The 20556-nt window shown below is 66.8% G+C and carries 22 protein-coding genes; 11 read left to right on the top strand and 11 right to left on the bottom strand.

Features of this window, described 5'->3' with window-relative positions; genetic code table 11:
* Window positions 1-46: 46 nt before the first annotated feature.
* The 6 genes from ALI22I_RS49950 to ALI22I_RS38100 all read right to left on the bottom strand — a co-directional run bounded on the left by ALI22I_RS49950 (window position 47) and on the right by ALI22I_RS38100 (window position 5576).
* Window positions 47-1528, bottom strand: a complete 1482-nt coding sequence (locus tag ALI22I_RS49950) for a hypothetical protein (RefSeq protein ID WP_143532649.1) — start codon at window positions 1526-1528, stop codon at window positions 47-49.
* A gap of 521 nt (window positions 1529-2049) precedes the next feature.
* Window positions 2050-2631 carry a hypothetical protein gene (locus tag ALI22I_RS49945; protein WP_143532648.1) on the bottom strand — a complete coding sequence of 194 codons (582 nt, stop codon included), beginning with the start codon at window positions 2629-2631 and terminating at the stop codon, window positions 2050-2052.
* Window positions 2621-3727 (bottom strand): dsDNA nuclease domain-containing protein, encoded by a 1107-nt coding sequence (locus ALI22I_RS38115; protein WP_083752308.1) that lies wholly within the window; start codon window positions 3725-3727, stop codon window positions 2621-2623. Before ALI22I_RS38115 ends, ALI22I_RS49945 begins: the two co-directional genes overlap by 11 nt.
* A 126-nt stretch (window positions 3728-3853) precedes the next feature.
* Window positions 3854-4429: a DUF2637 domain-containing protein gene (locus ALI22I_RS38110; RefSeq protein WP_238598765.1), complete on the bottom strand. Its 576-nt coding sequence runs from the start codon at window positions 4427-4429 to the stop codon at window positions 3854-3856.
* Window positions 4430-4521: 92 nt separating this feature from the next.
* Window positions 4522-5163 (bottom strand): helix-turn-helix domain-containing protein, encoded by a 642-nt coding sequence (locus ALI22I_RS38105; RefSeq protein ID WP_077010450.1) that lies wholly within the window; start codon window positions 5161-5163, stop codon window positions 4522-4524.
* The gene (locus ALI22I_RS38100; protein WP_077010449.1) at window positions 5160-5576 is read right to left on the bottom strand and encodes a hypothetical protein; all 417 of its coding nucleotides are present in this window, start codon (window positions 5574-5576) and stop codon (window positions 5160-5162) included. Before ALI22I_RS38100 ends, ALI22I_RS38105 begins: the two co-directional genes overlap by 4 nt.
* Before the next feature lie 420 nt (window positions 5577-5996).
* On the opposite strand from ALI22I_RS38100, the gene ALI22I_RS38095 reads away from it, so the two are divergent.
* From ALI22I_RS38095 to ALI22I_RS38080, 4 genes are all read left to right on the top strand, one after another.
* Entirely contained in the window at window positions 5997-6308 is a 312-nt protein-coding gene (locus ALI22I_RS38095; protein WP_238598764.1) for an HIT family protein, read from the top strand.
* A 107-nt stretch (window positions 6309-6415) separates the two neighbouring features.
* Entirely contained in the window at window positions 6416-6835 is a 420-nt protein-coding gene (locus ALI22I_RS38090) for a hypothetical protein (RefSeq protein ID WP_077010448.1), read from the top strand.
* On the top strand, window positions 6835-7059 hold the full coding sequence (locus ALI22I_RS38085; protein WP_077010447.1) for a helix-turn-helix transcriptional regulator: 225 nt from the start codon (window positions 6835-6837) through the stop codon (window positions 7057-7059). Before ALI22I_RS38090 ends, ALI22I_RS38085 begins: the two co-directional genes overlap by 1 nt.
* Window positions 7056-8018, top strand: coding sequence for an NAD(P)-dependent alcohol dehydrogenase (locus ALI22I_RS38080; RefSeq protein WP_077010446.1), 963 nt, complete (start codon window positions 7056-7058; stop codon window positions 8016-8018). Before ALI22I_RS38085 ends, ALI22I_RS38080 begins: the two co-directional genes overlap by 4 nt.
* A 57-nt stretch (window positions 8019-8075) precedes the next feature.
* Here ALI22I_RS38080 and ALI22I_RS38075 read toward each other — a convergent pair whose 3' ends face one another.
* The gene (locus tag ALI22I_RS38075) at window positions 8076-8900 is read right to left on the bottom strand and encodes a serine hydrolase domain-containing protein (RefSeq protein WP_077010445.1); all 825 of its coding nucleotides are present in this window, start codon (window positions 8898-8900) and stop codon (window positions 8076-8078) included.
* A 17-nt stretch (window positions 8901-8917) separates the two neighbouring features.
* Here ALI22I_RS38075 and ALI22I_RS38070 point away from each other — a divergent pair, with 17 nt between their 5' ends.
* Entirely contained in the window at window positions 8918-9805 is an 888-nt protein-coding gene (locus ALI22I_RS38070) for a ribonuclease Z (RefSeq protein WP_077010444.1), read from the top strand.
* Window positions 9806-9836: 31 nt separating this feature from the next.
* On the opposite strand, the gene ALI22I_RS38065 is transcribed toward ALI22I_RS38070, so the two are convergent.
* Window positions 9837-10784 carry an NAD-dependent epimerase/dehydratase family protein gene (locus ALI22I_RS38065; RefSeq protein WP_238598763.1) on the bottom strand — a complete coding sequence of 316 codons (948 nt, stop codon included), beginning with the start codon at window positions 10782-10784 and terminating at the stop codon, window positions 9837-9839.
* 76 nt (window positions 10785-10860) lie between these two features.
* Between ALI22I_RS38065 and ALI22I_RS38060 the strand changes: the two genes are divergently transcribed.
* Window positions 10861-11073 (top strand): hypothetical protein, encoded by a 213-nt coding sequence (locus ALI22I_RS38060; RefSeq protein ID WP_077010442.1) that lies wholly within the window; start codon window positions 10861-10863, stop codon window positions 11071-11073.
* A 150-nt stretch (window positions 11074-11223) separates the two neighbouring features.
* Window positions 11224-12654 carry a hypothetical protein gene (locus tag ALI22I_RS38055; RefSeq protein WP_077010441.1) on the top strand — a complete coding sequence of 477 codons (1431 nt, stop codon included), beginning with the start codon at window positions 11224-11226 and terminating at the stop codon, window positions 12652-12654.
* Between the two features lie 6 nt (window positions 12655-12660).
* On the opposite strand, the gene ALI22I_RS38050 is transcribed toward ALI22I_RS38055, so the two are convergent.
* Entirely contained in the window at window positions 12661-13440 is a 780-nt protein-coding gene (locus ALI22I_RS38050; RefSeq protein WP_077010440.1) for a hypothetical protein, read from the bottom strand.
* Between the two features lie 77 nt (window positions 13441-13517).
* Here ALI22I_RS38050 and ALI22I_RS38045 point away from each other — a divergent pair, with 77 nt between their 5' ends.
* The 4 genes from ALI22I_RS38045 (at window position 13518) to ALI22I_RS38030 (ending at window position 17347) form a co-directional block, all read left to right on the top strand.
* Entirely contained in the window at window positions 13518-14729 is a 1212-nt protein-coding gene (locus ALI22I_RS38045) for a DNA cytosine methyltransferase (protein ID WP_077010439.1), read from the top strand.
* Between the two features lie 393 nt (window positions 14730-15122).
* Complete coding sequence (locus tag ALI22I_RS38040) at window positions 15123-16370, top strand: thioester domain-containing protein (protein WP_077010438.1); 1248 nt, start codon at window positions 15123-15125, stop codon at window positions 16368-16370.
* Between the two features lie 183 nt (window positions 16371-16553).
* The gene (locus ALI22I_RS38035) at window positions 16554-16727 is read left to right on the top strand and encodes an antitoxin (RefSeq protein WP_077010437.1); all 174 of its coding nucleotides are present in this window, start codon (window positions 16554-16556) and stop codon (window positions 16725-16727) included.
* Entirely contained in the window at window positions 16724-17347 is a 624-nt protein-coding gene (locus ALI22I_RS38030; protein WP_083752307.1) for a putative glycolipid-binding domain-containing protein, read from the top strand. Before ALI22I_RS38035 ends, ALI22I_RS38030 begins: the two co-directional genes overlap by 4 nt.
* A 148-nt stretch (window positions 17348-17495) precedes the next feature.
* On the opposite strand, the gene ALI22I_RS38025 is transcribed toward ALI22I_RS38030, so the two are convergent.
* Both ALI22I_RS38025 and ALI22I_RS38020 read right to left on the bottom strand, forming a co-directional pair.
* Window positions 17496-18680 (bottom strand): thiolase family protein, encoded by a 1185-nt coding sequence (locus ALI22I_RS38025; protein ID WP_077010436.1) that lies wholly within the window; start codon window positions 18678-18680, stop codon window positions 17496-17498.
* 12 nt (window positions 18681-18692) lie between these two features.
* Window positions 18693-20498, bottom strand: a complete 1806-nt coding sequence (locus tag ALI22I_RS38020; protein ID WP_077010435.1) for a fibronectin type III domain-containing protein — start codon at window positions 20496-20498, stop codon at window positions 18693-18695.
* Window positions 20499-20556 lie beyond the last annotated feature (58 nt).

The following is a 20556-nucleotide window of genomic DNA, read 5'->3' as shown; positions in this document are numbered from 1 at the left end:
AAATCGTCTGACACCATTCACTTGATTTCCGGATTTCCCGCTTGAATCACTCGTCTTCTTGGTCAAAGGTATACTCGTTTTGCATAATAATCTCGGCATGTGGAGACCTAATGTCCGACGCGGATCGGGATTGGGTTGTTATCAACTGTGTGCCGTTGCTCGCCGCCAGATTCCCGATCAGTTCAAGACTTTCGCGTACTACGTCATCGTTCAAGTCATGCTGATACGGGTTGTCCATGATAAGCAGTCCGGGGGCGTTACCCTCCTCTCCGAGGTCTTGCGTCAGCGCTAGCAGTGCATAACTGTAGGCCAGGAAAAATAGAACTCGCGCCTCCGCGCCTAGTTGCTCTTCCCAAGTACGCGTGCCGACGTAAAAAGTCAACTCCTGTGCAGATACTGTTACTTCGCTGCCTACCCAACCTCTTCCTCTGAAGTTGGATAGGAACTCATTCATTCTATCGGCCAAGTTTGCGCAACGTCGTCGAGACTCCCGAATATAAGTCGCCTCGTCTACCTGGATGCTTGCCGTCTCGTCAACAGTTCTTGCTGCTTCGTCTACCCTGATTTGGGCATGGTGCTGCCTTGTCAAAACTTGCTCGATTGCTGGAAGTGCGGCAAGTTGCTGATTGATCTTTGCAGATTGAGACGCTACATCTTCCAGTGCGGCCATAAATGGGGCGAGCTGTGCTGCTCTCGTATTGTTTAGTTCATTAGCGAGATCCGTTTGTTTCTGACGTAGACGCTCTTCGCTTGCTGTAGCATTTGCGAGATCGCGCTCTGCACGTGCCTGCGCCTCATTAATTTCTCGCACTTCTGAGTCGAGGGCTCGCATCTCCATTTCGGCTCTGCGTCGCCGCCGATCCTCAATAACTGGCTGAAAGCAAAGATAACAAGAACCCGAATCGTGGTCTCGATTTGGCGAAACGTCTTGCTCGCAAGCTGGACACATACGCACTGGAAGATCATCGAATACTTCAACGGCACCTAGAAGGCGATTGAGCCGCCCTCTATCTGCTTCGACGAGTCTAAGAGACTGCTCGTGCTCTCGTACGACAATACGCAGATCAGCTACAACTTCGACCGCACGTTGCAAATCAACGCTTACGGCTTCGTAGCGCTCGGTCAACGTTGAATCATAACCTACAGGAGAGACTGCTGAAGAGAAATCTGGTCCGACTTCATACTGGCCTTCAATGATGTTATTACGTTGCTGGCTCAGGTTTGCTAGCTCGTTTTGTAGTGCGGTCCTCAGCGTTACCAGGTCGGCAGGGCGTGAGACCAAAGGCAACCCGAGTTGCTCACATATAGTGGTGACTGTTTCTTCTGTAGTGGTATTTACGTCCCGAAGTATAGCTTCTACGCCTAGTAGTTCTCGATCGGCTTCCGCTATTGCGAAAGAGCGCGACTCGCGATCGTAGCGCATCGATGCCAGCCCAAGGAAGTAACTTGTGACAGCTACTCGATTGTAGTCATATTCTTTGCTGGCAAAGTCAAGCCATGATGATTCTTTGCGGTATATGTGCCGCATTAGAGTACGCAACGTAAGTGGGACCATCCTCGGTGCAGTTGACCCGCTGCGTCCGAGAGGAATCTGCAATCTAGGCCATCCCAACATGCGTAGTATCCAGTCAGAGAACTCTTGAGGCGAGAACTCTTCCTCATCGTCTACGTACAGTCGGGAAAAATCTCCACGTGTGAAACTACGGCGAACACTATGTGCTGCGCCATTCAAAGTGAAATAGAGAGTTACATCGGCATACTTGTCTGCTATTACGCGTCCAACGGCTTGGTGAGGGCTGTCCCGATCGCCTAGGCAGTAGTCAATCAGCTTAAGCGTTGTCGACTTCGAACTGTTTCTAGGGCCGCTGATAACCGTGAAATTGGCCTGGTCGAACCGATATTCTTCAATCTCGCCAGTACGTAGGACTAGTTGCAGTGCCACGATCCGGATACCGCGCGGAGATCGAATCCTAACGACGCTCGATCCAGACTTTGCAATCTTGGATAGACCCGAGCCGGGTGCAAATAGTTCGATCTGATTCGACTCTGTCACGGAGTAATCTCCTGTTGCAGCGGTATGTTGCCGACCTCGTCCGGAAACACTGAATACACTAGCTCTTTAAGAGCGGTTCCTGGCATGTCGGCGAGGTTGCCGCGCATAGCTGAACAACGCTCCACGATGGGAGTAAATTCAGCTCGGTTAGCTATCTTTCCTGCTGCTTTTCGGCCCGAAGCGGTCAATCTCACCCGCTCCGGCTTATGGCTTCGCGTAACAGACACAAGATTACGCGCTTCCAGAAAAGCTAGGAACTGCCTGTATCTGTGATCCCAGGGGCCGTAGCGATACCTGATCATGGGTGCTTCGACTTCACTCCGCCCGGAAGCGTTGTAAATTTCTATAATGGCCGCAGTGTCGCTGAGGCTTTCTTGTGCCCGCTGGAGGAAGGTGGGGTAACGCACAAAAAAGTCTAGTTTTGCCAACTTCGTCCGGCCGTCGATGTAAGGGCCTGGGTCCTTACCGCATAGGCCAATAAGCAGCAGAAGTCGTGCGGCATGGAAGTCAATGCTGCTATCAGGATCCCACGGCCGATATAGTGGTGGAACTACACGCTCACCAATCTCACGAGGCATCGGCGTACCGATTCTGGCATCGGGCGGTGATATCTGATAGCACAGCATAAGCAGTTGCAGGCGAGACAGCCCCATTAGCGACTGCCGATATTTCCCTTACGCGTGCAAGGGTAGTGTTATATGCCTCAGCACCAGGAGCCACAAGCCCGATCCTGCGCTGTGCAGATACTTCGGTGCAGATAGCATATATCTCGTCGGCGAGTGTGTCATAGTCTTCATGCGTTTGGCCGACTGATGACCTGTACTTTCTTCTATATCGAGTCATCATGTCAGCCATGCGGCTGGCTTCTTCAGCGGTTACGCCAGTCGGACGTAGCTTGCTCGATAGTGATTCCAGTGGTTCGAGTTCACCGGTCTCGCTTACGCGCGATACCTTGCGAACGCAACTCTTCAAAACCTCGGCGAAGTCGTTTTCGGACCAAACTGTGACAACAGGTTTGCGAGCGTCTCTTTCAATCCTTCCGAGGAGTGCAATGAGGATGTCTTCCAGTTCGGTCGTAAGTGGTGTTTGTTTCAATACCTCTTTTACGTAGGGTTCAAGTGCGCTTTTCGCTACCGCCTCGATGTCATCTATCGATCGAGGTCTTACTTCCACCTCGAATCGGTCGATACACCAATCTATGCCCCTGCCGTCCGGCAATTTAAGGCCGGAGAGCTTACTTGCTATTTCTTTTTTCTCGGCTGGTCGATTCTCGCAGGGGGGTGAGTCTTTCGTGAAGCACAGAAGATTCTTCTGTGGCACTTCATTCATTACCAAGCTAAACCGGGTTCCCTCAGTCAGTGGCTTCCCGGTAAATAACTTCCCGAGAATGCTGGAATGAGGGTTCCCTACTTTTTCCGCCTTGCATACTTTTGCGATGCTGTATCTTTCTTGTCCGCCCTCTTGTGTTTTGACCTGCTTGTAGAGTGGGCCAGTCGGGGTTTCGCACTGTACGTCTTCAAGATTTTCCCAGGAGACCTGAATATATTTGCCTTCGTGCATGTCGAGACAAGCGAGCAGGGAAACAGCGTCCTGGTAGGCGAAGCCTCGGCGACTGCGGCGACCTCCGTCTCCGGGTATCACAGCGGCTGACCTCCAAACCCTTGTCGCGTTCATAGCGACCTGTGTGTGCGTATCCGACCAGGCTTACTCTCAGGTTGATCGTGTTTGGGTGACGTACGTTACATGTCGCCATAGCCTTGGTTGGATCGTCGGGCCAATCCACGATGCCGTGAAGGCCCGTCACGGTTCGGCCCTCGAACAGCTTGTTGGGGCGGCGTCCTGGTGATGTCCTGGTGTGCGACTCATCGCCAGTAGTGCGAAGCCGGAGATGACCATGAGGCCGTCCAGCACAAGCGGGCCGACGGCAGCTGCTAGTGGGCCGTAGTGCCAGGCCAGTAGGAGGTCTCGCAGGTGGCCGTAGGAGATGACGGCTGAGCCGAGGGCAACAGTGCCCGTGCCGCCGAAGCGGGCGAGGGTCCATTGCCAGCCCTTGGGCCAGTGGATGCGGGAGAGGACTTCTACGGAGAGCAGGAGGCCGATGGGCCAGACTGCGGCTCCGATTTGGGGTGCCAGTCCTGGTGACCAGCCAGCGGGGTGGTGTTCGGCTGGTAGCCAGGTGTGGAGGACGTTGGCGGCGATCGACATGACCGAGCCGAAGACGAAGCCTGCCCAGGCGACCAGGCGGCCGTCCGTGGTTCGGGCTGGTGGAGTGGCTGGCGAGGGTGGTGTGGAGGTGTCACCAGGGCTGGTGTCCTCCGTCGCCAGCTCCGCCAGGGCCTTGCGGATCGCGTGATCGGTGGCGCCGGTCAGGCGCACCAGAGTGGGGCGGCCTGGTGGTGGTTCACCTGCGGCTCGCGCCGTTTCGATGGCCTGTTGAATCTGGGTAACGAGTTCTGGGTTGAGCGGGGTCACTGGGCCGCCTCCCCGGCTCCGGTGGCTCGTGGGTGGCAGCGGGCGCAAAGGACCGACCGGGTTCGGTCTTCGTCCAGCCAGATGACCCGGGCCGAGATCGGGTCGGAGTCGCGGGCGTCGCATTCGCCGCAGGGCGGCCTGGGCGAGCGCGCCTCGGGCGCGGGCTCGCGTGAAGGACGGTTCTCTGGAGGGTTAAGGACGGTTCGGGGGCGAGTGCTGCCCCTCGTGAAGCTGTTCCTTGCCGGTCGTAGCGGCGTTATCTGCCCCTCGTGCTGGTCAACGGGCGGCAGTGCTCGCAGGCCGTGGTGGTGGTTGTCCGCAGGCTCGGTGAAGGGGCGGAGGGCCAGGTCGTAGCCGTTCGGCCTACGGTCGGCCCTCTTGATGTGCGCGGCGATCACGGCCGGATCGGAGGGGCGGATCAGCTTGAGGGCTTGGAGGCTGCGCAGCGCCGAGCGGACGGTGCGCTCGGACAGGCGCGTGTAGTGGATCAGCTTCTCGATGCTGGGGAAGGCGTGGCGGCCGTTCGGGTCAGCGTGGTTCGCCAGGCCGATCAGGACGGCCGCCAGGCTGGCGGCGTCTCCGCGGTCGCGGGGGATCGGTGCATCGTTCAGAGCCCAGTTGATCGCTTCGATGCTCACCAGGACACCTCCTCTGCGAGGAGGTGGAGGGCGGTTGCCTCGGCGTTGGTGAGGCCGAGGATGCCGGTGGTGGTGCGCAGGCGCGTCTGGCGAACGACCCACTCGTGAAAGCCGGCTTTGGCTTCGAGCCCGGTCATTGCCATCGCGGCACCGATCTCGGGCCATGAGGTGGCGTTGCGTGTGCGCAACAGATCGGCGACTACGCACCAGCGACCGGAAGTCGTTTCTTGGGCGATGCGGGTGCCGTAGGCCAGCTCGGCGAACAGGTCGTCGGCGGTCGGAGTGCTGGCTTCGATGTGGGTGGCCACGAAGGTGCGGAGTCGGGCTGACGACCAGTGCTCGACCAGTTCGCTCAGCGGCTGGTGCGGGATGTCGTCGGGTGTGCGGATAGAGGAGTGGATGGGTGTCGACATCGGTGGGCCTCCGTCGCACCCGTCTCACAGTCGTCTCACGGACTGCTCGGACGGGGCGGGATTGGAGGCCCTGACCTGGACTGTGAAAGGACGCTCACCTGCGTGGACGGACCACGTGGACCGTGGAGGTTGATCTTCTCGCCTCTACGGATCAGAAGGTTGCAGGTTCGAATCCTGCCGAGCGCACCAGAGTAAGTCCAGGTCAGGGCCTGGTTCCGGTTAACGGAACCGGGCTCTGATTTGCTTTGTGGAGACCTGTCGGCGAAGGCGTGCCAGTCTTGGCGGGTGGCGGAAGCGTGTTTGATCTGCGCCAAGCATCGGGGCGAAGGGTCGCTGGTCGGACCGGTGGTGTGGCGGAACGACCTGCTTGTGGTGTCGCACCGTCCCGTTGACGGCACCGGCATCGGTTTTCCTGGATATGTGTTCGTCGAGACTCGGCGTCACGTCCCGTCGCTCGACGAGCTTGAGCCGGGCGAAGTGGGAGCGATCGCGCAGGCGGTGTGGTGGGTGGCCCGGGCCTTGCGGGCCGAAATCGATCCGCAGTACGTCTTCTCCCTGGTCGCCGGGCGCAGCGTGGCGCACTTCCACCAGCACGTTTTCGTCCGCCACGTCGGCACTCCCGACGACGTCGGCTGGACGGACGGACACCTGTGGGCGGGCGCGCCACGCGTGACGTCCGACGACATCCAGCAACTCTGCGGCCGCCTGCAGCGCCACTTCCCCGGGCCCTGACGACCTTCGTGCGGTGCGGCGCGGTCATGTCAAAGATGCTTGACATTGTGTCAAGCGGAGCTTACCTTTGGGGTGTCAAGTTTGCTTTACGTCGGGTAGGGGGTCGGGTGTCGTACGAGGAGAAGGGGACCTTGGTGTACCTGGTGGTCAGCGCGCTGACCTACCTCGGGTACGTCGTGGTCGTTCTGGGTCGGGCCGGTGGTGGGGCGGTGGCCGAGGTGTCGTACGTGGCGCCGATGTTGTGGTCCATCGGGATCTCCATGGGGCTGGCCATGGTGGGACGGATCGTGTTCGAGATGGCGAAGCCGAGCGAGAGCCACAAACCCGACGCGCGTGACCGTGACATCGACAAGTTCGGGGAGCACGTGGCGGGGATCGTGCTGGGTGCGGGGATGTTGTTGCCCTTTGGGTTGACGTTGGCGGAGGCGCCGCACTTCTGGATTGCCAACGCGATCTACGCGGTGTTCACGCTGTGGGCGGTGTTCGGGGCGGCGGTCAAGTTGGTCGCCTACCGCAGGGGGTTCTAGTGGGGAAGCCGACCAGGATCACCAACTCGATCCGTGCCCTCCGCTTCGCGCACGGGGAGATGACGCAGGCCGAGTTGGCCAAGCGGATCGACGTCACGCGCCAGACCGTCATCGCCATCGAGCAGGGCCGGTACTCGCCCTCGCTGGAGATGGCGTTCCAGATCGCCCGGGTGTTCGAAGTCCCGCTCGGCGACGTGTTCCAGTACCCGGAGGAAGATCGATGAGAGCTGTGATCCAGGACGCGTACGGCGTCCTCGAAGAAGTGCTGAGGCTCGGCGAGGTCGAGAAGCCGACTGTCGGCGACGGCGAGGTGCTGGTGCACGTCCAGGCCGCCGCGGTCTCCGGCAGCGACTGGCACCTGCTCCGCGGCCTGCCCTATGCGGCACGGCCCGTGGTCGGTGTGCGGCGGCCGCGTAACCGGGTGCCGGGCTTGGAACTGGCCGGCACGGTCGAAGCGGTCGGCAAGGGTGTGACGACCATCCAGATCGGTGACGAGGTGTTCGGGTGGTGTGACGGCGCGTTCTGCGAGTACGTCTCGGTGTCCGAGGCCCACGTGACGGTGAAGCCCGCCAACCTCTCGCCGGAACAAGCGGCGGCCGTGCCGATCGCCGGGTTCACCGCGTTGCAAGCGGTTCGGGACCGGGGACGGGTCCGGGCCGGGCAGAAGGTGCTGGTCATCGGCGCTTCCGGGTGCGTCGGCACGTACGCCGTGCAGCTGGCCAAGCACTACGGCGCCGAGGTGACGGCAGTGTGCAGCGCGGGGAAGGCGGCGATGGTCCGGGAACTCGGCGCGGACCACGTGCTCGACTACGCGGCCGGCCCGTTGACCGCGAGCGGTTTCGACGTCGTGCTCGACATCTACGGCAACTCCTCACTGCGCACGATCAAACGCCTGCTCAAGCCGGGCGGCACGGTCGTGCTGGTCGGCGGAACGGGTGGGTCGTGGCTCATGGGCACGGACAAGTGGATCCGCGGGATGCTCGCGGCACCGTTCCTCGGCATCAAGGTGCGGCCGCTCGTGCACAAGGACCGACTCGACGACCTGGTGCTGCTCCGCGAACTCATCGAGGCCGGGAAGCTCACCCCCGTGCTGGACCGGACCTACCCGCTCACCGAGGCCGCCACAGCGATCGAGGACGTCCGACAGGGCCGCGTGCGCGGGCACGCCGTCGTCACGCCGTAGCAACCCGGCCACACCGGCGGTGGTCGACCACCGCCGGCAGGCCATGCGCCAACAGGGTCAACCGCGCGCCCGACCCAGCTCCGCCAGCACCCCGTCCGTGAACGAAGGCCACGCCGCCACCGCCCACTCGCCGAACTGACGGTCGGTCAACGTCACGCACGCGACCCCCGCGTCCGGATCGACCCACAGGAACGTGCCGCTCTGCCCGAAGTGCCCGAACGTCCGCGGCGAGCTCGAAGCCCCCGTCCAGTGCGGCGACTTCTCCGCCCGGATCTCGAACCCCAGCCCCCAGTCGTTGTTCTTCTGCACCCCGTAACCCGGCAGCACCCCGCGCAACCCCGGGAACGCCACCGACGTCGCCTCCGCCACCAGCTCCCCGGACACCAGCTTCGGCGCCTGCACCTCGGCCGCGAACCGGACCAGGTCCGACACGGTCGACGTGGCACCGGCCCCGGCCGAGCCGTCCAACGTGGACGACGCCATGCCCAGTGGCCCGAACACCGCCTCCGCCAGGTACTCCGCGAACGGGATCTCGGTCGCCGCCTCCACGAAGTCCGCCAGCACCTGGAACCCGGTGTTGGAGTAGATCCGCTTGGCGCCCGGCGCGGCCTGCACGTCGGCCGAGTCGAACGCCAACCCGGACGTGTGCGCGATCAGGTGTCGCACCGTCGAACCCTCGGGCCCGGCGGGCTGGTCCCACTCGACCGCGCCCTCCTCCACGGCCACCAGCACCGCGTACGACGTCAGCAGCTTGGTCACCGAGGCCAGCGGGAAACGGCGGTCGACCGGCCCGTACGTCCCCAGCACCTCGCCCCGCACGTCGACCACGGCCGTCGCCGCGGTCTCCACCGGCCACGATGACACCGCCTGCAAGCTCTCCATGCCGCAGACTCTGCCACGTGTCACCACGAGAGCTGGTCGTGCTCGGCACCTCGAGCCAGGTGCCCACCCGCGCCCGCAACCACAACGGCTACCTGCTGCGCTGGGACGCCGAGGGCTTCCTGTTCGACCCGGGCGACGGCACCCAGCGGCAGATGGCGCGCGCCGGCGTCGCGGCGAACGACATCACCAGGCTGTTCGTCACGCACTTCCACGGCGACCACTGCCTCGGCGTGCCCGGCATCGTGCAACGCCTGTCCCTCGACCGCGCCCCGCACACCGTGCACGCGCACTTCCCGGCCGAAGGCGCGGAGTTCTTCGAGCGGCTGCGGCACGCCAGTTCGTTCCACGACGTGGCGGAGATCCACGAGCACCCGATCGCCGAACCGGGGGTGATCGCGGAGGGTGCGTTCGGTCGGCTGGAAGCCCGGCGGCTCGACCACACGCTGCCCGCCTACGGCTATCGCCTGGTCGAGCCGGACGGCCGCACGATGGTCCCCGAACTGCTGGCCGCGCGCGGCATCCACGGCCGCGCGATCCGTGAGCTCCGACCACCGCTGTTGGACGAGGTGAGCGTGCCGCGCCGTGGGCAGCGGTTCGCGTTCGTCATGGACACCCGGCTGTGCGACGGGGTGTTCGAGCTGGCGGACGGCGCCGACATGCTGGTCATCGAGTCGACATATCTGCACGTCGACGAATCGCTGGCGGTGGAGTACGGCCACCTCACCGCCCGTCAGGCGGCGAAGGCCGCGGCCGAGTGCGGTGTGCGCACGCTCGTCCTCACGCACTTCTCGCAGCGCTACACCGACCCGCGCGCGTTCCACGACGAGGCCGCCGAGGTGTTCGACGGCGAGATCGTCGTGGCCGCCGACCTGAACCGGGTGCGGCTGCCCCGACGGCGGGCGTGATCGCCGAAATTGTCGGACCCCGTCGGTAGAATCACTGCAAGGGTTCCCCTTGGCGGGGACCCTTGCGAAGCCGTTCGGAGCCGGCCGAAGGGCCGGAATCCCCGGCTTCGGCGGCCCACTGGTCGCGGACCAGGGTGTCGAGGTCCGAGCAGGTCGGCCGCCAGCCCAACGCGCGCAGCCGGGTCGTGTCCGCACGCTGTTCGCGCACCTCACCGGGATGCGCGGGCCGCCGCACGACCGATACCGGTCGGCCGGTCACCCGCTCCACCGAGGCCAGCACATCAGCCACGCCGGCGGGCGTCGCGCCGACGTTGAGCGCCTGGTACCCCTCACCGCCGCACTCCACCGCCGTCACGAACGCCCGCGCCACGTCCCGCACGTGGACGAAGTCGCGCACCGCGGACCCGTCACCGAACACCTCCATCGGTGGCAGCCGCCCGGCCGCCACCCCGCACGCCCGCGTGATCACCCGCGTGTCGTCCCGATCACCGCCACCGGCGACGTTGAACAGCCGCAGCGCCACCGCGCTCACCCGGCCCGCGGCGGCGGCCCACGCCAGCACGTCCTCGGCGGCGGCTTTGGAGGCCGCATAAGGGTTGGACGGCGCACGCGGGCAGTCCTCGTCGATCACGCCGCCCCCGGAGACGGCGCCGTACATGCCGGCCGTGGACGCCAGCACGAACCGGGGCGGCGGCGAGCGCAGCAGGTTCACCGTGCCGCCGACGTTCACGTCGTAGTACCGCACCGGGTCGTCGAACGACTCGCGCACGCGGGCGAGGGCCGCCAGGTGCACGACCGCGTCGACGTCGCCCAGGCCGTCAAGCCCGTCTGGCGACCGGACATCACCCGAAAAGGGGATAGGGGTGTGGCCGGCGACCGACAGCTCCGCCAAGACCACCCGTCCGACGTACCCGGTGGTCCCGGTGACCAGAACGCGCATGGCGCCATCCCAACACGCGACCACCCTGCCGATGGTCATCAATCCGATGGAATTGACCCTAAAGGTGTGGACCGGTGGGGCCGATACAACCCAAGTGAGTTACCCGCACCCAGCTATGCACTCGCGCATCGACGGCGTTCTCGCTGAGTACGCCGTGCACGAGGCCAAGCGGCAGCGCTTCCTGGAGACCGCGGCGGCGATCGTGGCCGCCGCTCCGCAGTCGGTCGACGACACCCTGTTCGGCCTGACCCTCCCGTTCCCCAAGGCCAATGGGCCGCGCGCCTTCCTGAACCGGGTTGACCTGGTACTTCGCGACGCCGCTCGATGATCTCGCAAGAGCGTCCCTGAGCCCATCGGCAAGTTTCATCCGGTCGTTGCCGGACCGTGCTAGGCCGATCCCGTCGCCTGCCTCTACAGTGCGTGACACCCGGCGCTCGCCGGTTGTCTCGTCTGCTTCTCATAAAGCGAGTTCTCGGCGATGGATCACGTCATCTCCGCGCTTCAAGCGCGCCTCGGCACCCTGTTCGGCGACCGGTTGGTCGTGCTCGCGGGCGGCACTCGGTTGAGTAGTCGCGCCGGTGAGCTGCACCAGCTCGGCGCCCGCCATACGCTCGTGCTCTCGACGGACGACCACGCGCCGCTGTACGACTCCGAAGTGGCCCGCTGGGTACCGCTCGGCATCGCCGGCGGGTTCGTCGCGGTCGAGCAGAACCGGCTCACCCGGCTGCTCACCTCGCCCAACCGCAAGGTCCGCGCGGTGCTGGAGGACTTCGACCCGTCCGGCGAGGCGCTGGTGATCAGCACTCCGTACGTGCACACGCCGGAGTTCGCGGGTCGGCCGGTGCTCAACGCCCGCCGTCCCGAATGGGTGGAGTTGGAGAACAAGACCACCATCGACGGGCTGTGGGACGAGCTGTCCGCGCCGCGCGCGCCGGCCGTCGTGCTCGACCTCGACTTCGAGGGGCTGTGGGCGGCGACCCAGCGCCTGGACCGCGGCGCGGGCGTGGTCTGGTCCGGTGACGGGCCCGCGATCAACGGCGGCGCGAACTTCGTCCGCCGCGTCCGCGACCGGCAGGAGGCGCTGGACGCCTTCGACGTGCTCGCGCCCAAGTGCGATTTCGTCCGGGTGATGCCGTTCCTGGAAGGCATCCCGGTGAGCGTGCACGGGATCGTGTTCCCGGACGGCACCGCGGTGCTGCGGCCGATCGAGATGGTCGTGCCGCGCCGCGCCGGCCAGGCCCGGTTCCTGTACGCGGGCTGCGCGTCCTACTACGACCCGCCCGCCCGGATTCGCGAGGAGATGCGGAACCTGGCCCGCCGGGTCGGCGAACGGCTGCGCGAGACGGTCGACTACCGCGGCACGTTCACCCTGGACGGCATCGCCACCGCGGACGGCTTCCTGCCCACCGAGATCAACACCCGGTACGGCGGCGCGATGGTGTGCTTCGAGGACGCCCTCCCGCAGCTGCCGCTGGCCCTGGTGCAGGTCGCCTTGGTCGCCGGGCACGACCTCGGGGTGTCGTCCATCGAGTTCGAGGAGCTGCTGGTCTCGGCCGCGGACGACTACCGGCACGGTTCGGTCGGCGCGAACGTGCGCGCGGTGAACCCGACCGAGGTGGTGGAGCGGTCGATCGTGTTCGCCGAGTGGTCGTGCCGGTTCGCGCACCCGGAGGAGACACCGCACGGCGTGCTGCGGCTGCGCCCGTCGCCGCTGGGCGCGCGGCTGGAGCTGGACTTCTACGCCGACCAGCTGCCGCTGGGCCGTCCGGTGGTGGCGCTGACCGTGGCCGCGTTCGCGCTGGCCGACCAGGAGTGGGGCACCGCGCTGGGTCCGCTGGAACCGGCCGTGCCGATCGCCGACGAGGAGGCCGCCGCCGCGGTCGTGGAGCCGACCGCCGTCACGGCGTGATCGTCGTCACGGCGTGATCGCCGCGTCGCTTTCCCTGCCGTCGCCATAGGCGGCCAGGAAGGCGTACCGGTAGCCCATGAGCTGCACGGTCACCCCCGGCGGCTGGTTGGGCGGGTACTCGCCGCCCTCGTACGCGCGCAACACCTCCGGGTGACCTTGCGCGGTCACGTACGCCCACACGTCGTCGGACTCCTCGCCGTGCAGCAGGTGCAGCGCCACCGACGCGGCCTCCTCCAGCAGCTGGGGGAACGTGCCGGCGAACGCGATGCCGTGCGCGACGTCCGCGACGTGCTTCGGCGCCACCTCGGGCACCGCGATGGCCAGCGCCATCGAGCAGGCCACCTCCGCGCCGCCCAGCGCCTCGAACACCTTCGGCGCGTCCTTCTCCACCGCGTACCGGGTCTGCGTGATCCAGTCCGGCGCGAGTCGGGGCAGTTCACGGCGCAGCGAGTTCCAGCGGCGGCGGGTCCGCTTGCCGTCCGCGGTGAACCCGGCGCCCGCCAGGGCCATCGCGGCCAGCAGGAAGATCACCCGATCGCGTACGTCGCCGGGCACTTGATAGGACGCGCCGAGCTCCACCAGGAACGGCACGGCGTAAGCGCTGGCCTCGGACACCGTGTCGTCGTCCAGCAGGCGCTGTTCGAGGGCCGCGCACGCGCTGAGATCGCCGTCCGCCGCGCCGCGCAGCAGTTCGTCCACGTCGCGCCCGCGGCACAAGTCGGTCCACGGCACCTTGTCCAGACCGCGCAACGGATGCGGTCGTCGCCAGGCGGGTGGCAGATCCATGCCGGGCAAGCTACGTGATCCGGACGTGGAGCGGCATCACTCGCCAGAGGGTCGCGCGGCCACCGTACGATCACGCGGTGCGCGGACCCACCTTCAAAGTCGTCGACCTGTTCTCCGGCGCCGGTGGCATGAGCCTGGGCTTCCAAGCGCACCGGGACTTCACCATCGTCGGCGCGGCCGACGCCCAGATCGGCAAGCCGTCGTCCCGGCTGGGGTCGTTGCGCTGCAACGGGATCTACCGGGACAACATCGGCGTCGACCCGTTGCAGGTGGACCTGGGCCGGTTGGACCCGGCGGTGCTGCGGCAGGTGTGGGGCCTCCAGCGGGGTGAGCTGGACGTGCTGGTGGCGTGCCCGCCGTGCTCGGGCTTCACCCGGATCGCCCCGGCCAACCACCTGCGTGACGACCCGCGCAACTCGCTGGTGGGTCGGGTCGCCGCGTACGTGGCCGAGTTCCGGCCGCGCGTGCTGCTGCTGGAGAACGCGCGCGAGCTGGTCAAGGGCAAGCAGCGGCACCACTTGGACGGGCTGGCCGAGCAGTTGCTCGCCATCGGGTACGAAGTGGACGCGAGCACGCACATGCTGTCCCGCTTCGGTTTGCCGCAGCTGCGCGAGCGGGCGATGGTCGTGGCGGTGGACGCCGGCGTGCCGCTGCGCACGTTGGAGGACCTGTGGCAGGGCTGGGAGGTCCGGCCGGGTGCGGTGACCGTGCGGCGGGCCATCGGCAAGCTGCCGTCGGTGGCGGCCGGTGAGGCGCACCCGGAGGACGGGATGCACGTGTCGCCGTCGTTCCGGCGGGACCGCTCGCTGGACCGGATGCGGGCCATCCCGGCCGACGGCGGGTCGTGGGGTGATCTGGTCGGTTCGCCGTCGGAGCTGCTGCTCAACCCGGCGCAGCGCAAGATCATCGAAGAGGGCAAGTGGGGCTCGCACCCGGACGTGTACGGCCGGATGTGGTGGGATGAGCCGGCGCGCACGATCAAGCGGGAGTGCGGGCACGTCGGCAACGGGCGTTACGCGCACCCCGAGCAGCACCGGCTGTGCACGGTGCGGGAGATGGCGTTGCTCCAGGGGTTCCCGCGCAAGTTCCGGTTCGACGTGTCGGTGATCGGCAACGCCTACCGGCACCTGGGCGACGCCGTGCCGCCGTTGATCTCGTTCCAGCTGGCGTCGTTGGTGAAGTGGATGCTGACCGGTCAGCTGCCGACGGCACGCGAACTGTGCCTGCCGGGCACGTCCTTGCGGGTCGGTGACATCCGACCGGTCACACCGTCCGCTTTGGTGGCTTAGATCACCGTTTAGCAACGGTGTGGCCTCGAAACCGGGTCGGCACCTATTACGTGCGTTCCACTGTGGACCCGCTGATCAGCGCAAATGTAGGGGTCTCGGCGATGTGGGTCCGATTCGGCCGGTGTCGAAACGGGTGTCCGAATTGGTCTCGCGTTGGCGTGGCGAACCCTGTTGATCATCCACTGTAGACTGTTGACCTGCGTTTAAGCAGGTAGTACTCGGTTCGACACAATGCGTCACCCGATCCCTGATCGGGGTAACTCAATCGGATAGTGTTCGGTCGATTCCTGCCGTTTCGGTGATGGGGCACTCAGCCGAGTAGCTCCCCGAACGGCACGGACCGCCGCCTCGAATCACACCAACGGGCTACCCTCGCGAGCCTCAAGGAGACAAATGGCTTTCCGGTCGACTCTCAAGCGCCTCGGCGCTGTGATCCTCGGCGCCGGCCTCGTCTTGGTCACGGCTCTCCCTGCCGCTGCCGACAAGCCGAAGGTCGAGCCGTACGAAGGCGCCGACGAGCGCGGCATGGGCATCTACCTCCAGCGTGGGGAAGAGCTCCTCGACGGCAACGATCGCGAGGACGGCAAGCAGGCGTTCTACGCCGGGCTGCTCGGTCTGCGCCTCACCAACGGCAGCGAGCGGGAGACCGCCAAGGCGTACTGCGTCGAGCTGCCGACGCCTCTGGAGGACGGCGCGCCGCTCGAAGAGGTGCCGTGGGGCGAGCACCCCAACCCGGACACCCAGTTCAAGGAGAAGGCCGCCAAGGTCAACTGGGTGCTCCAGAACAGCTACCCGGCGCTGCCCGCGGACAAGGCGCTTGAGCTGTACGGCATCGACGAGGCCAAGAACAGCATCCTGATCGCCGCCACGCAGGCCGCCGTGTGGCACTTCAGCGATGGCGTCACCCTGCGCAAGGACGACTCCACCGCCGAGGACGAGAACATCGGCGACAGCAACGTCGACGAGCTCGTCTACAAGATCTACGAGTACCTCACCACCAAGGCCGAGGACCTGGCCGAGCCCAAGCCGACCCTGTCCATCGAGCCGGGCGAGCTGACCGGCGAGGTGGGCGGGAAGATCGGCCCGTTCACCATCGCCACCACGGCCACGGAGGCCGTGCTGACCGCCGACCTGCCCGCCGGCGTCACGCTGGTGGACAAGGACGGCCAGCCGCTCGCGGTCGCCGACGAGGGCGCGTTGGGCGCTGCCGCCACGGTGAACGTCGCCGAGGTGTGGGTGAAGGTCGACGAGGGCGTCGAGCCCGGCGAGGTCGAGTTCACCGTCAACGCCAGCGCCAAGCTGCGCAGCGGTCGCCTGTTCGTGTCGGTCGACAAGAACAAGAAGACCCAGTCGCTGATCATCGCCACGTCCGAGAACTTCCCGGTCGCGGCGAAGGCGAAGGCGAAGTGGGTCGAGGGCACCGTCGTGACCACCACGACCGAGGCCACCCCCACGACCACGACGACCACCACCACGACCACGGCGCCGGTCACCACCACCACGGCCCCGGCCGCCGGTGGCGGTAACGACGACCTGGCCAACACCGGTGCGTCCATCTTCGTGCCGCTGCTGATCGGCCTGGGCCTGCTGGGCGCGGGTGCCGGGGCGCTGCTGTTCCTGCGTCGCAAGCGCGCTGCCTGATCTGATCGATCGACCGGAACGGCCCCCTGGGATTCCCAGGGGGCCGTTCCGGCGTTCCAGCGTTGCGGCCCGTGGCGGTCCGTGATGTGGCGGCGAGCCGTCAACGGACCCCGGCGGTACCGTTTGGCGCTGGGGTCGTGAGGTCGATTCGGGTAGCCTGCGTCAGGAGTGCGAAGGAGCACGATGAACTTCGACGAGATCAGGAACAAGGCGTCCGAATTGCTCGAGGACAACCACGAGACGGTCGATGCTGGCATCGACCGGGCCGCCGAGTTCGTCGCAGGCAGGTTCGGCCACGAAGACCAGGTCAAATCGGTGGCCGAGCAGGCCAAGGACTTCCTTCCGGGTGGAGCGTGAACTCGTTCAACACGGCTGAGCAGGTCACCCCGACCGGGGAGACCCGTTCCGCCGCCGCGCAGATGGTGACCTGGCAGGGTTACGACGTGCCCAGGCTGGAGCAGGTGCGGTTCCTGCTCTCGGAGCGCAAGCTCCGGGCCTCGGGCCGGTTGGTGACCGCCGGTCCGGCCGAGCAGTTCAGCGGGTCGTTCGAGGTGTCGGTGGGTGAGACCGGTGCGGTCACCCGCCTGCTGCTGCGGACGTCCACGGTGTCGGAGGAGCGGCAGATCTCGGTCAGCCGCTCGTCGGAGGGCATCTGGCTGGTCGACTCCGGTCAGGGGGCGGAACGCGCGGACTTCGACGGCGCGGTGGACGTGGACGTGCAGTTCGCGGTCCTGTTCAACGCCATCCCGATCCGCAGGCTGAACCTCCAAAAGGAGGAAGGCGACCACGAGATCCCGGTCGTCTACGTGACCCTCCCCGACCTGTCGGTCCAACTGGTCCGCCAGCGCTACCGCACGGTGTCCCTGGGTGAGGACCGCTCGGTCGTCTCCTTCACCCACGGCGAGTTCGAACAGGACATCACCGTCGACCGCACCGGCCTGGTAGTCGACTACCCCCGCATCGCCTACCGGATCTGACCCCTGGCGAAGGCCCCCGAACAGCGCGAAGCCCTGGCTCCCGCCGTCCGACGGATCTACCAGGGCTCACTTCCTCGGCCTGGCGGCCTCGGCTGACCCCGGTTTGTCGAGCACGGCCGCGCCCGCGGCGTCGCTCGATCGGGCGATCTCAGACCCGAACGGCGATCGCCATCCCCTGGCCGACCCCCACGCACGCCGCCGCCACGCCGAGTCCGCCGTCACGGGCACGCAAGTGCCGGCACAGGTCGACCACCACACGGGGCAGGGAGGCGCCCAGCGGGTGCCCGTACGCGATCGCGCCGCCGTGCACGTTCACCTTGTCCCGCTCCACCTCCGGCAGGTGGTGCAGGACCGACAGGGCCATCGCCGCGAACGCCTCGTTGATCTCCCACAGGCAGATCTCGGCCATGTCGATCTTCAGCCGTGCCAGCAGCTTCCGGATCGCCGACACCGGGGCCAGGGTGAACCGCTGCGGCTCCTCTGCCGTCACCGCCGAGCCGAGGAATTCACCCAACGGTGTGATCCCCAACGAGGACGCCATCTCCTCCGTCCCCATCAACACCGCCGCCGCACCGTCGTTCAACGGCGACGAGTTGCCCGCAGTCACCGGCCCGTTCTCCGAGAACGCCGACTTCAGCTTCCCCAGCCGCTCCGCCGACGTCTCCGGCCGCACGGACTCGTCCCGCCGCACCGGCGCACCGTCCGGCAGCTGCACCGGAAAGGCGAACCCGTCGTGCACCCCCGCGTCCCACGCCGCCGACGCCCGCCGATGCGACCGCAGCGCGAACCTGTCCATCTGCTCCCGCGTGATCCCCAGACCCACCGCGACGTCCTCCGCCGCACGCCCCAGCGGCGCGACCCAGTCGGCCTTCATCCGCGGGTTCACCAGCCGCCAGCCCAGGGCCGTCGACACGGGCTCCAGCCGGTCGGCGAACGGCCGGTCCGGCCGAGGCACCACGAACGGCGCCCGTGTCATCCCCTCCACACCACCCGCCACCAGCAGCGAAGCGTCCCCGAGCGCCAACGCCCGCGCCGCCTGCACGAGCGCCTCACCCCCCGACGCGCACAGCCGGTTGACCGCCACCCCCGGCACCGACGTCGGCAGCCCGGCCAGCAGCGCCGCCATCCGCCCGACGTTCCGGTTCTCCTCGCCCGCGCCGTTGGTGTTGCCCAACATCACGTCGTCGATCGACGCGGGGTCGAGCGACGGGTGCCGGCGCAGCAGTTCCACGATCGGCAGCGCGGCCAGGTCGTCCACGCGTACGCCGGAAAGCCCACCGCGATAGCGGCCGAACGGCGTACGTGCGGCGTCGAGGATGAGTGGGCGCGACATGGCCCCATCCTCTCACCGGCCGACCAAGAACGGGATGTAAGCCGAGGTGGGGCGGGTTTCGCCGGATGTCCCGAACATCCGGACCTCGATCATGTGCGGCCCGGCCGACATCCCGCCGGTGTTCAGCGCGAACCGGTACCGCCCGGCGATCCCCGGCCCACCGGACGCGGTCGGCACCACGGCCACCCGGTCGTCGTCCACCCGCACGCTGAACCCGGCCAACCCGGCCAGCGCCACCCCCGGCCGCCCCTCCAGCACCAGGTCGAACACCATCCGCCCGCGCTGCACCGCCGCACCGTTGGGCACGGCCTGGCCGCTCGCGTCGAGCACCGTCCCGTTCGCCCGCGCCAGTTCCCGCTCCAGCCCGTTCAACGGCGCGTTGTCCGGGTTCCGCGGCGGCGGGCCCGGGAACGACCCGGTCAGCTCCAGGTCCGCGTGCGTCGCCTGCACCCGCAGCCCGGTCATCAACGTGACGTCCAGGTGCCCCGAGTTCCCGACCCGCAACGCCTCCACCGGCAGGTCCGCCACCACCGGGTACGCCACCCCCGACCGCCACGGCACGCCGGGCAACGCGGGCCGCAACGGCACTGTGACCCCGGCCACCGACACGCTGAACGACGGCGCTTCCGGTGACGGGTCGGTGTGCAGCAACGCCATCCGCAACTGCCCACCCGTCACACCGGGCAACGCCTCCAGCGCCCAGGCCGAAGTGGCCTCGACCGACACCGCGACGTCGACCTTCGGCGCCGGCACCCACGGCGGAGCCGCCGCCTCCGCCGCGTCGAACGCGATCAGGCTGACCGCCGCCCGCTGCCCGGCCGGCCCGGCGACGGACACCAGCGCCGTCGCCTCCCGCCACCCCGGCACCACCGGACTGGTCGCGACCACGTCACCGTCGAACACGACCCGGGCGCCGTCACGCCGCAGCACCAGTTCCCACCGGTGGCTGATCCCCGGCTCCAACGCGGGCACCTCGCGCACCACCGTGGTCGGCGTCCCGGCGGGCACGACCACCTGCACGGACGTCTTCCCGGCACCCGTCTCCACCCGCAGCCGCACCGCGTCCGTCGGCAACGGGTCACCGCTGACCAGCGACACCGGTCCCGGCACGAGGTCCAGCATCAGCTCGCCGTCACCGCCGGGCGCGTCGGTCTCCACCACGAACCGGCCGAGGTCGTCGGCGTCGCGCAGCACGAACGGCGTCCGCGACCGCAGCGTGGGCAGAGACGCCGCGCAATTGCTGCTGAGCACCAGCCGTCGCCCGTCCTCGTCCTGACCGGGCGTGGCGCGGGCGCAGTTGCCCCGCGACGCCAGCCGCCACCGCGTCGGATCGGGCGCGTCGGGCTGGTCGAACCGGTCCTGCGACGTGTAGTCGGCGGAGGGGAACCCGTGCGGCGTCCCGGACGACTTCGCGGGCGCGGACCGCTGCCCGAACGCGTCTACGGCGTAAACCTCGATCACGTAGGTCCGCTCGTTCTCCAGCCCGTCGATCTGCGTCACCGGCTGCGTGATCAACCGGCTGCGGTCGAGCTGGTCCGTGCCCCACCGCACTTCGTAGCCGGGCGCGTCACCGGCCCACCGCAGCTGCAACCGCCGAGGTCCGGACGACACGGTCAACCCGCGAGGCTGCTCCGGCGGCGTGCCGGGCGTGGGCACCAGCACGCCCTCGGCCGCGTACGGCTCCAGTGACGTCGGAGGCGGCACGGACACGCTCGTCGCGGTGACCGGATCGCCGGTCCCGGTGGTCCGCAGCACCGTGATCACCCCGCCGAACAGCACCACACCCGCGGCGATGAGCGCGATCCGACGACGGTCCATGGCGCCAAGCTAGGTGGCCGGGTGATCAGCGTCACCAGGTCGTTGCGGACCCGAGACC

This window comes from Saccharothrix sp. ALI-22-I, assembly GCF_001984175.1.
Taxonomy (GTDB): domain Bacteria; phylum Actinomycetota; class Actinomycetes; order Mycobacteriales; family Pseudonocardiaceae; genus Actinosynnema.
The sequence above is the reverse complement of the archived record's forward strand: the minus strand, read 5'-3'. Positions and strand labels throughout refer to the sequence as shown.

Excerpts from the sequence above, each read along its gene's own strand:
- ALI22I_RS38075 (WP_077010445.1), bottom strand. The coding sequence starts at position 8,900 with ATGGAGAGCTTGCAGGCGGTGTCATCGTGGCCGGTGGAGACCGCGGCG.
- ALI22I_RS38065 (WP_238598763.1), bottom strand. The coding sequence starts at position 10,784 with ATGACCATCGGCAGGGTGGTCGCGTGTTGGGATGGCGCCATGCGCGTT.
- ALI22I_RS38040 (WP_077010438.1), top strand. The coding sequence starts at position 15,123 with ATGGCTTTCCGGTCGACTCTCAAGCGCCTCGGCGCTGTGATCCTCGGC.
- ALI22I_RS49945 (WP_143532648.1), bottom strand. The coding sequence starts at position 2,631 with ATGCCTCGTGAGATTGGTGAGCGTGTAGTTCCACCACTATATCGGCCG.
- ALI22I_RS38025 (WP_077010436.1), bottom strand. The coding sequence starts at position 18,680 with ATGTCGCGCCCACTCATCCTCGACGCCGCACGTACGCCGTTCGGCCGC.
- ALI22I_RS38060 (WP_077010442.1), top strand. The coding sequence starts at position 10,861 with ATGCACTCGCGCATCGACGGCGTTCTCGCTGAGTACGCCGTGCACGAG.
- ALI22I_RS38035 (WP_077010437.1), top strand. The coding sequence starts at position 16,554 with ATGAACTTCGACGAGATCAGGAACAAGGCGTCCGAATTGCTCGAGGAC.
- ALI22I_RS38020 (WP_077010435.1), bottom strand. The coding sequence starts at position 20,498 with ATGGACCGTCGTCGGATCGCGCTCATCGCCGCGGGTGTGGTGCTGTTC.
- ALI22I_RS38050 (WP_077010440.1), bottom strand. The coding sequence starts at position 13,440 with ATGGATCTGCCACCCGCCTGGCGACGACCGCATCCGTTGCGCGGTCTG.
- ALI22I_RS38055 (WP_077010441.1), top strand. The coding sequence starts at position 11,224 with ATGGATCACGTCATCTCCGCGCTTCAAGCGCGCCTCGGCACCCTGTTC.
- ALI22I_RS38080 (WP_077010446.1), top strand. The coding sequence starts at position 7,056 with ATGAGAGCTGTGATCCAGGACGCGTACGGCGTCCTCGAAGAAGTGCTG.
- ALI22I_RS38100 (WP_077010449.1), bottom strand. The coding sequence starts at position 5,576 with ATGTCGACACCCATCCACTCCTCTATCCGCACACCCGACGACATCCCG.
- ALI22I_RS49950 (WP_143532649.1), bottom strand. The coding sequence starts at position 1,528 with ATGCGGCACATATACCGCAAAGAATCATCATGGCTTGACTTTGCCAGC.
- ALI22I_RS38115 (WP_083752308.1), bottom strand. The coding sequence starts at position 3,727 with ATGAACGCGACAAGGGTTTGGAGGTCAGCCGCTGTGATACCCGGAGAC.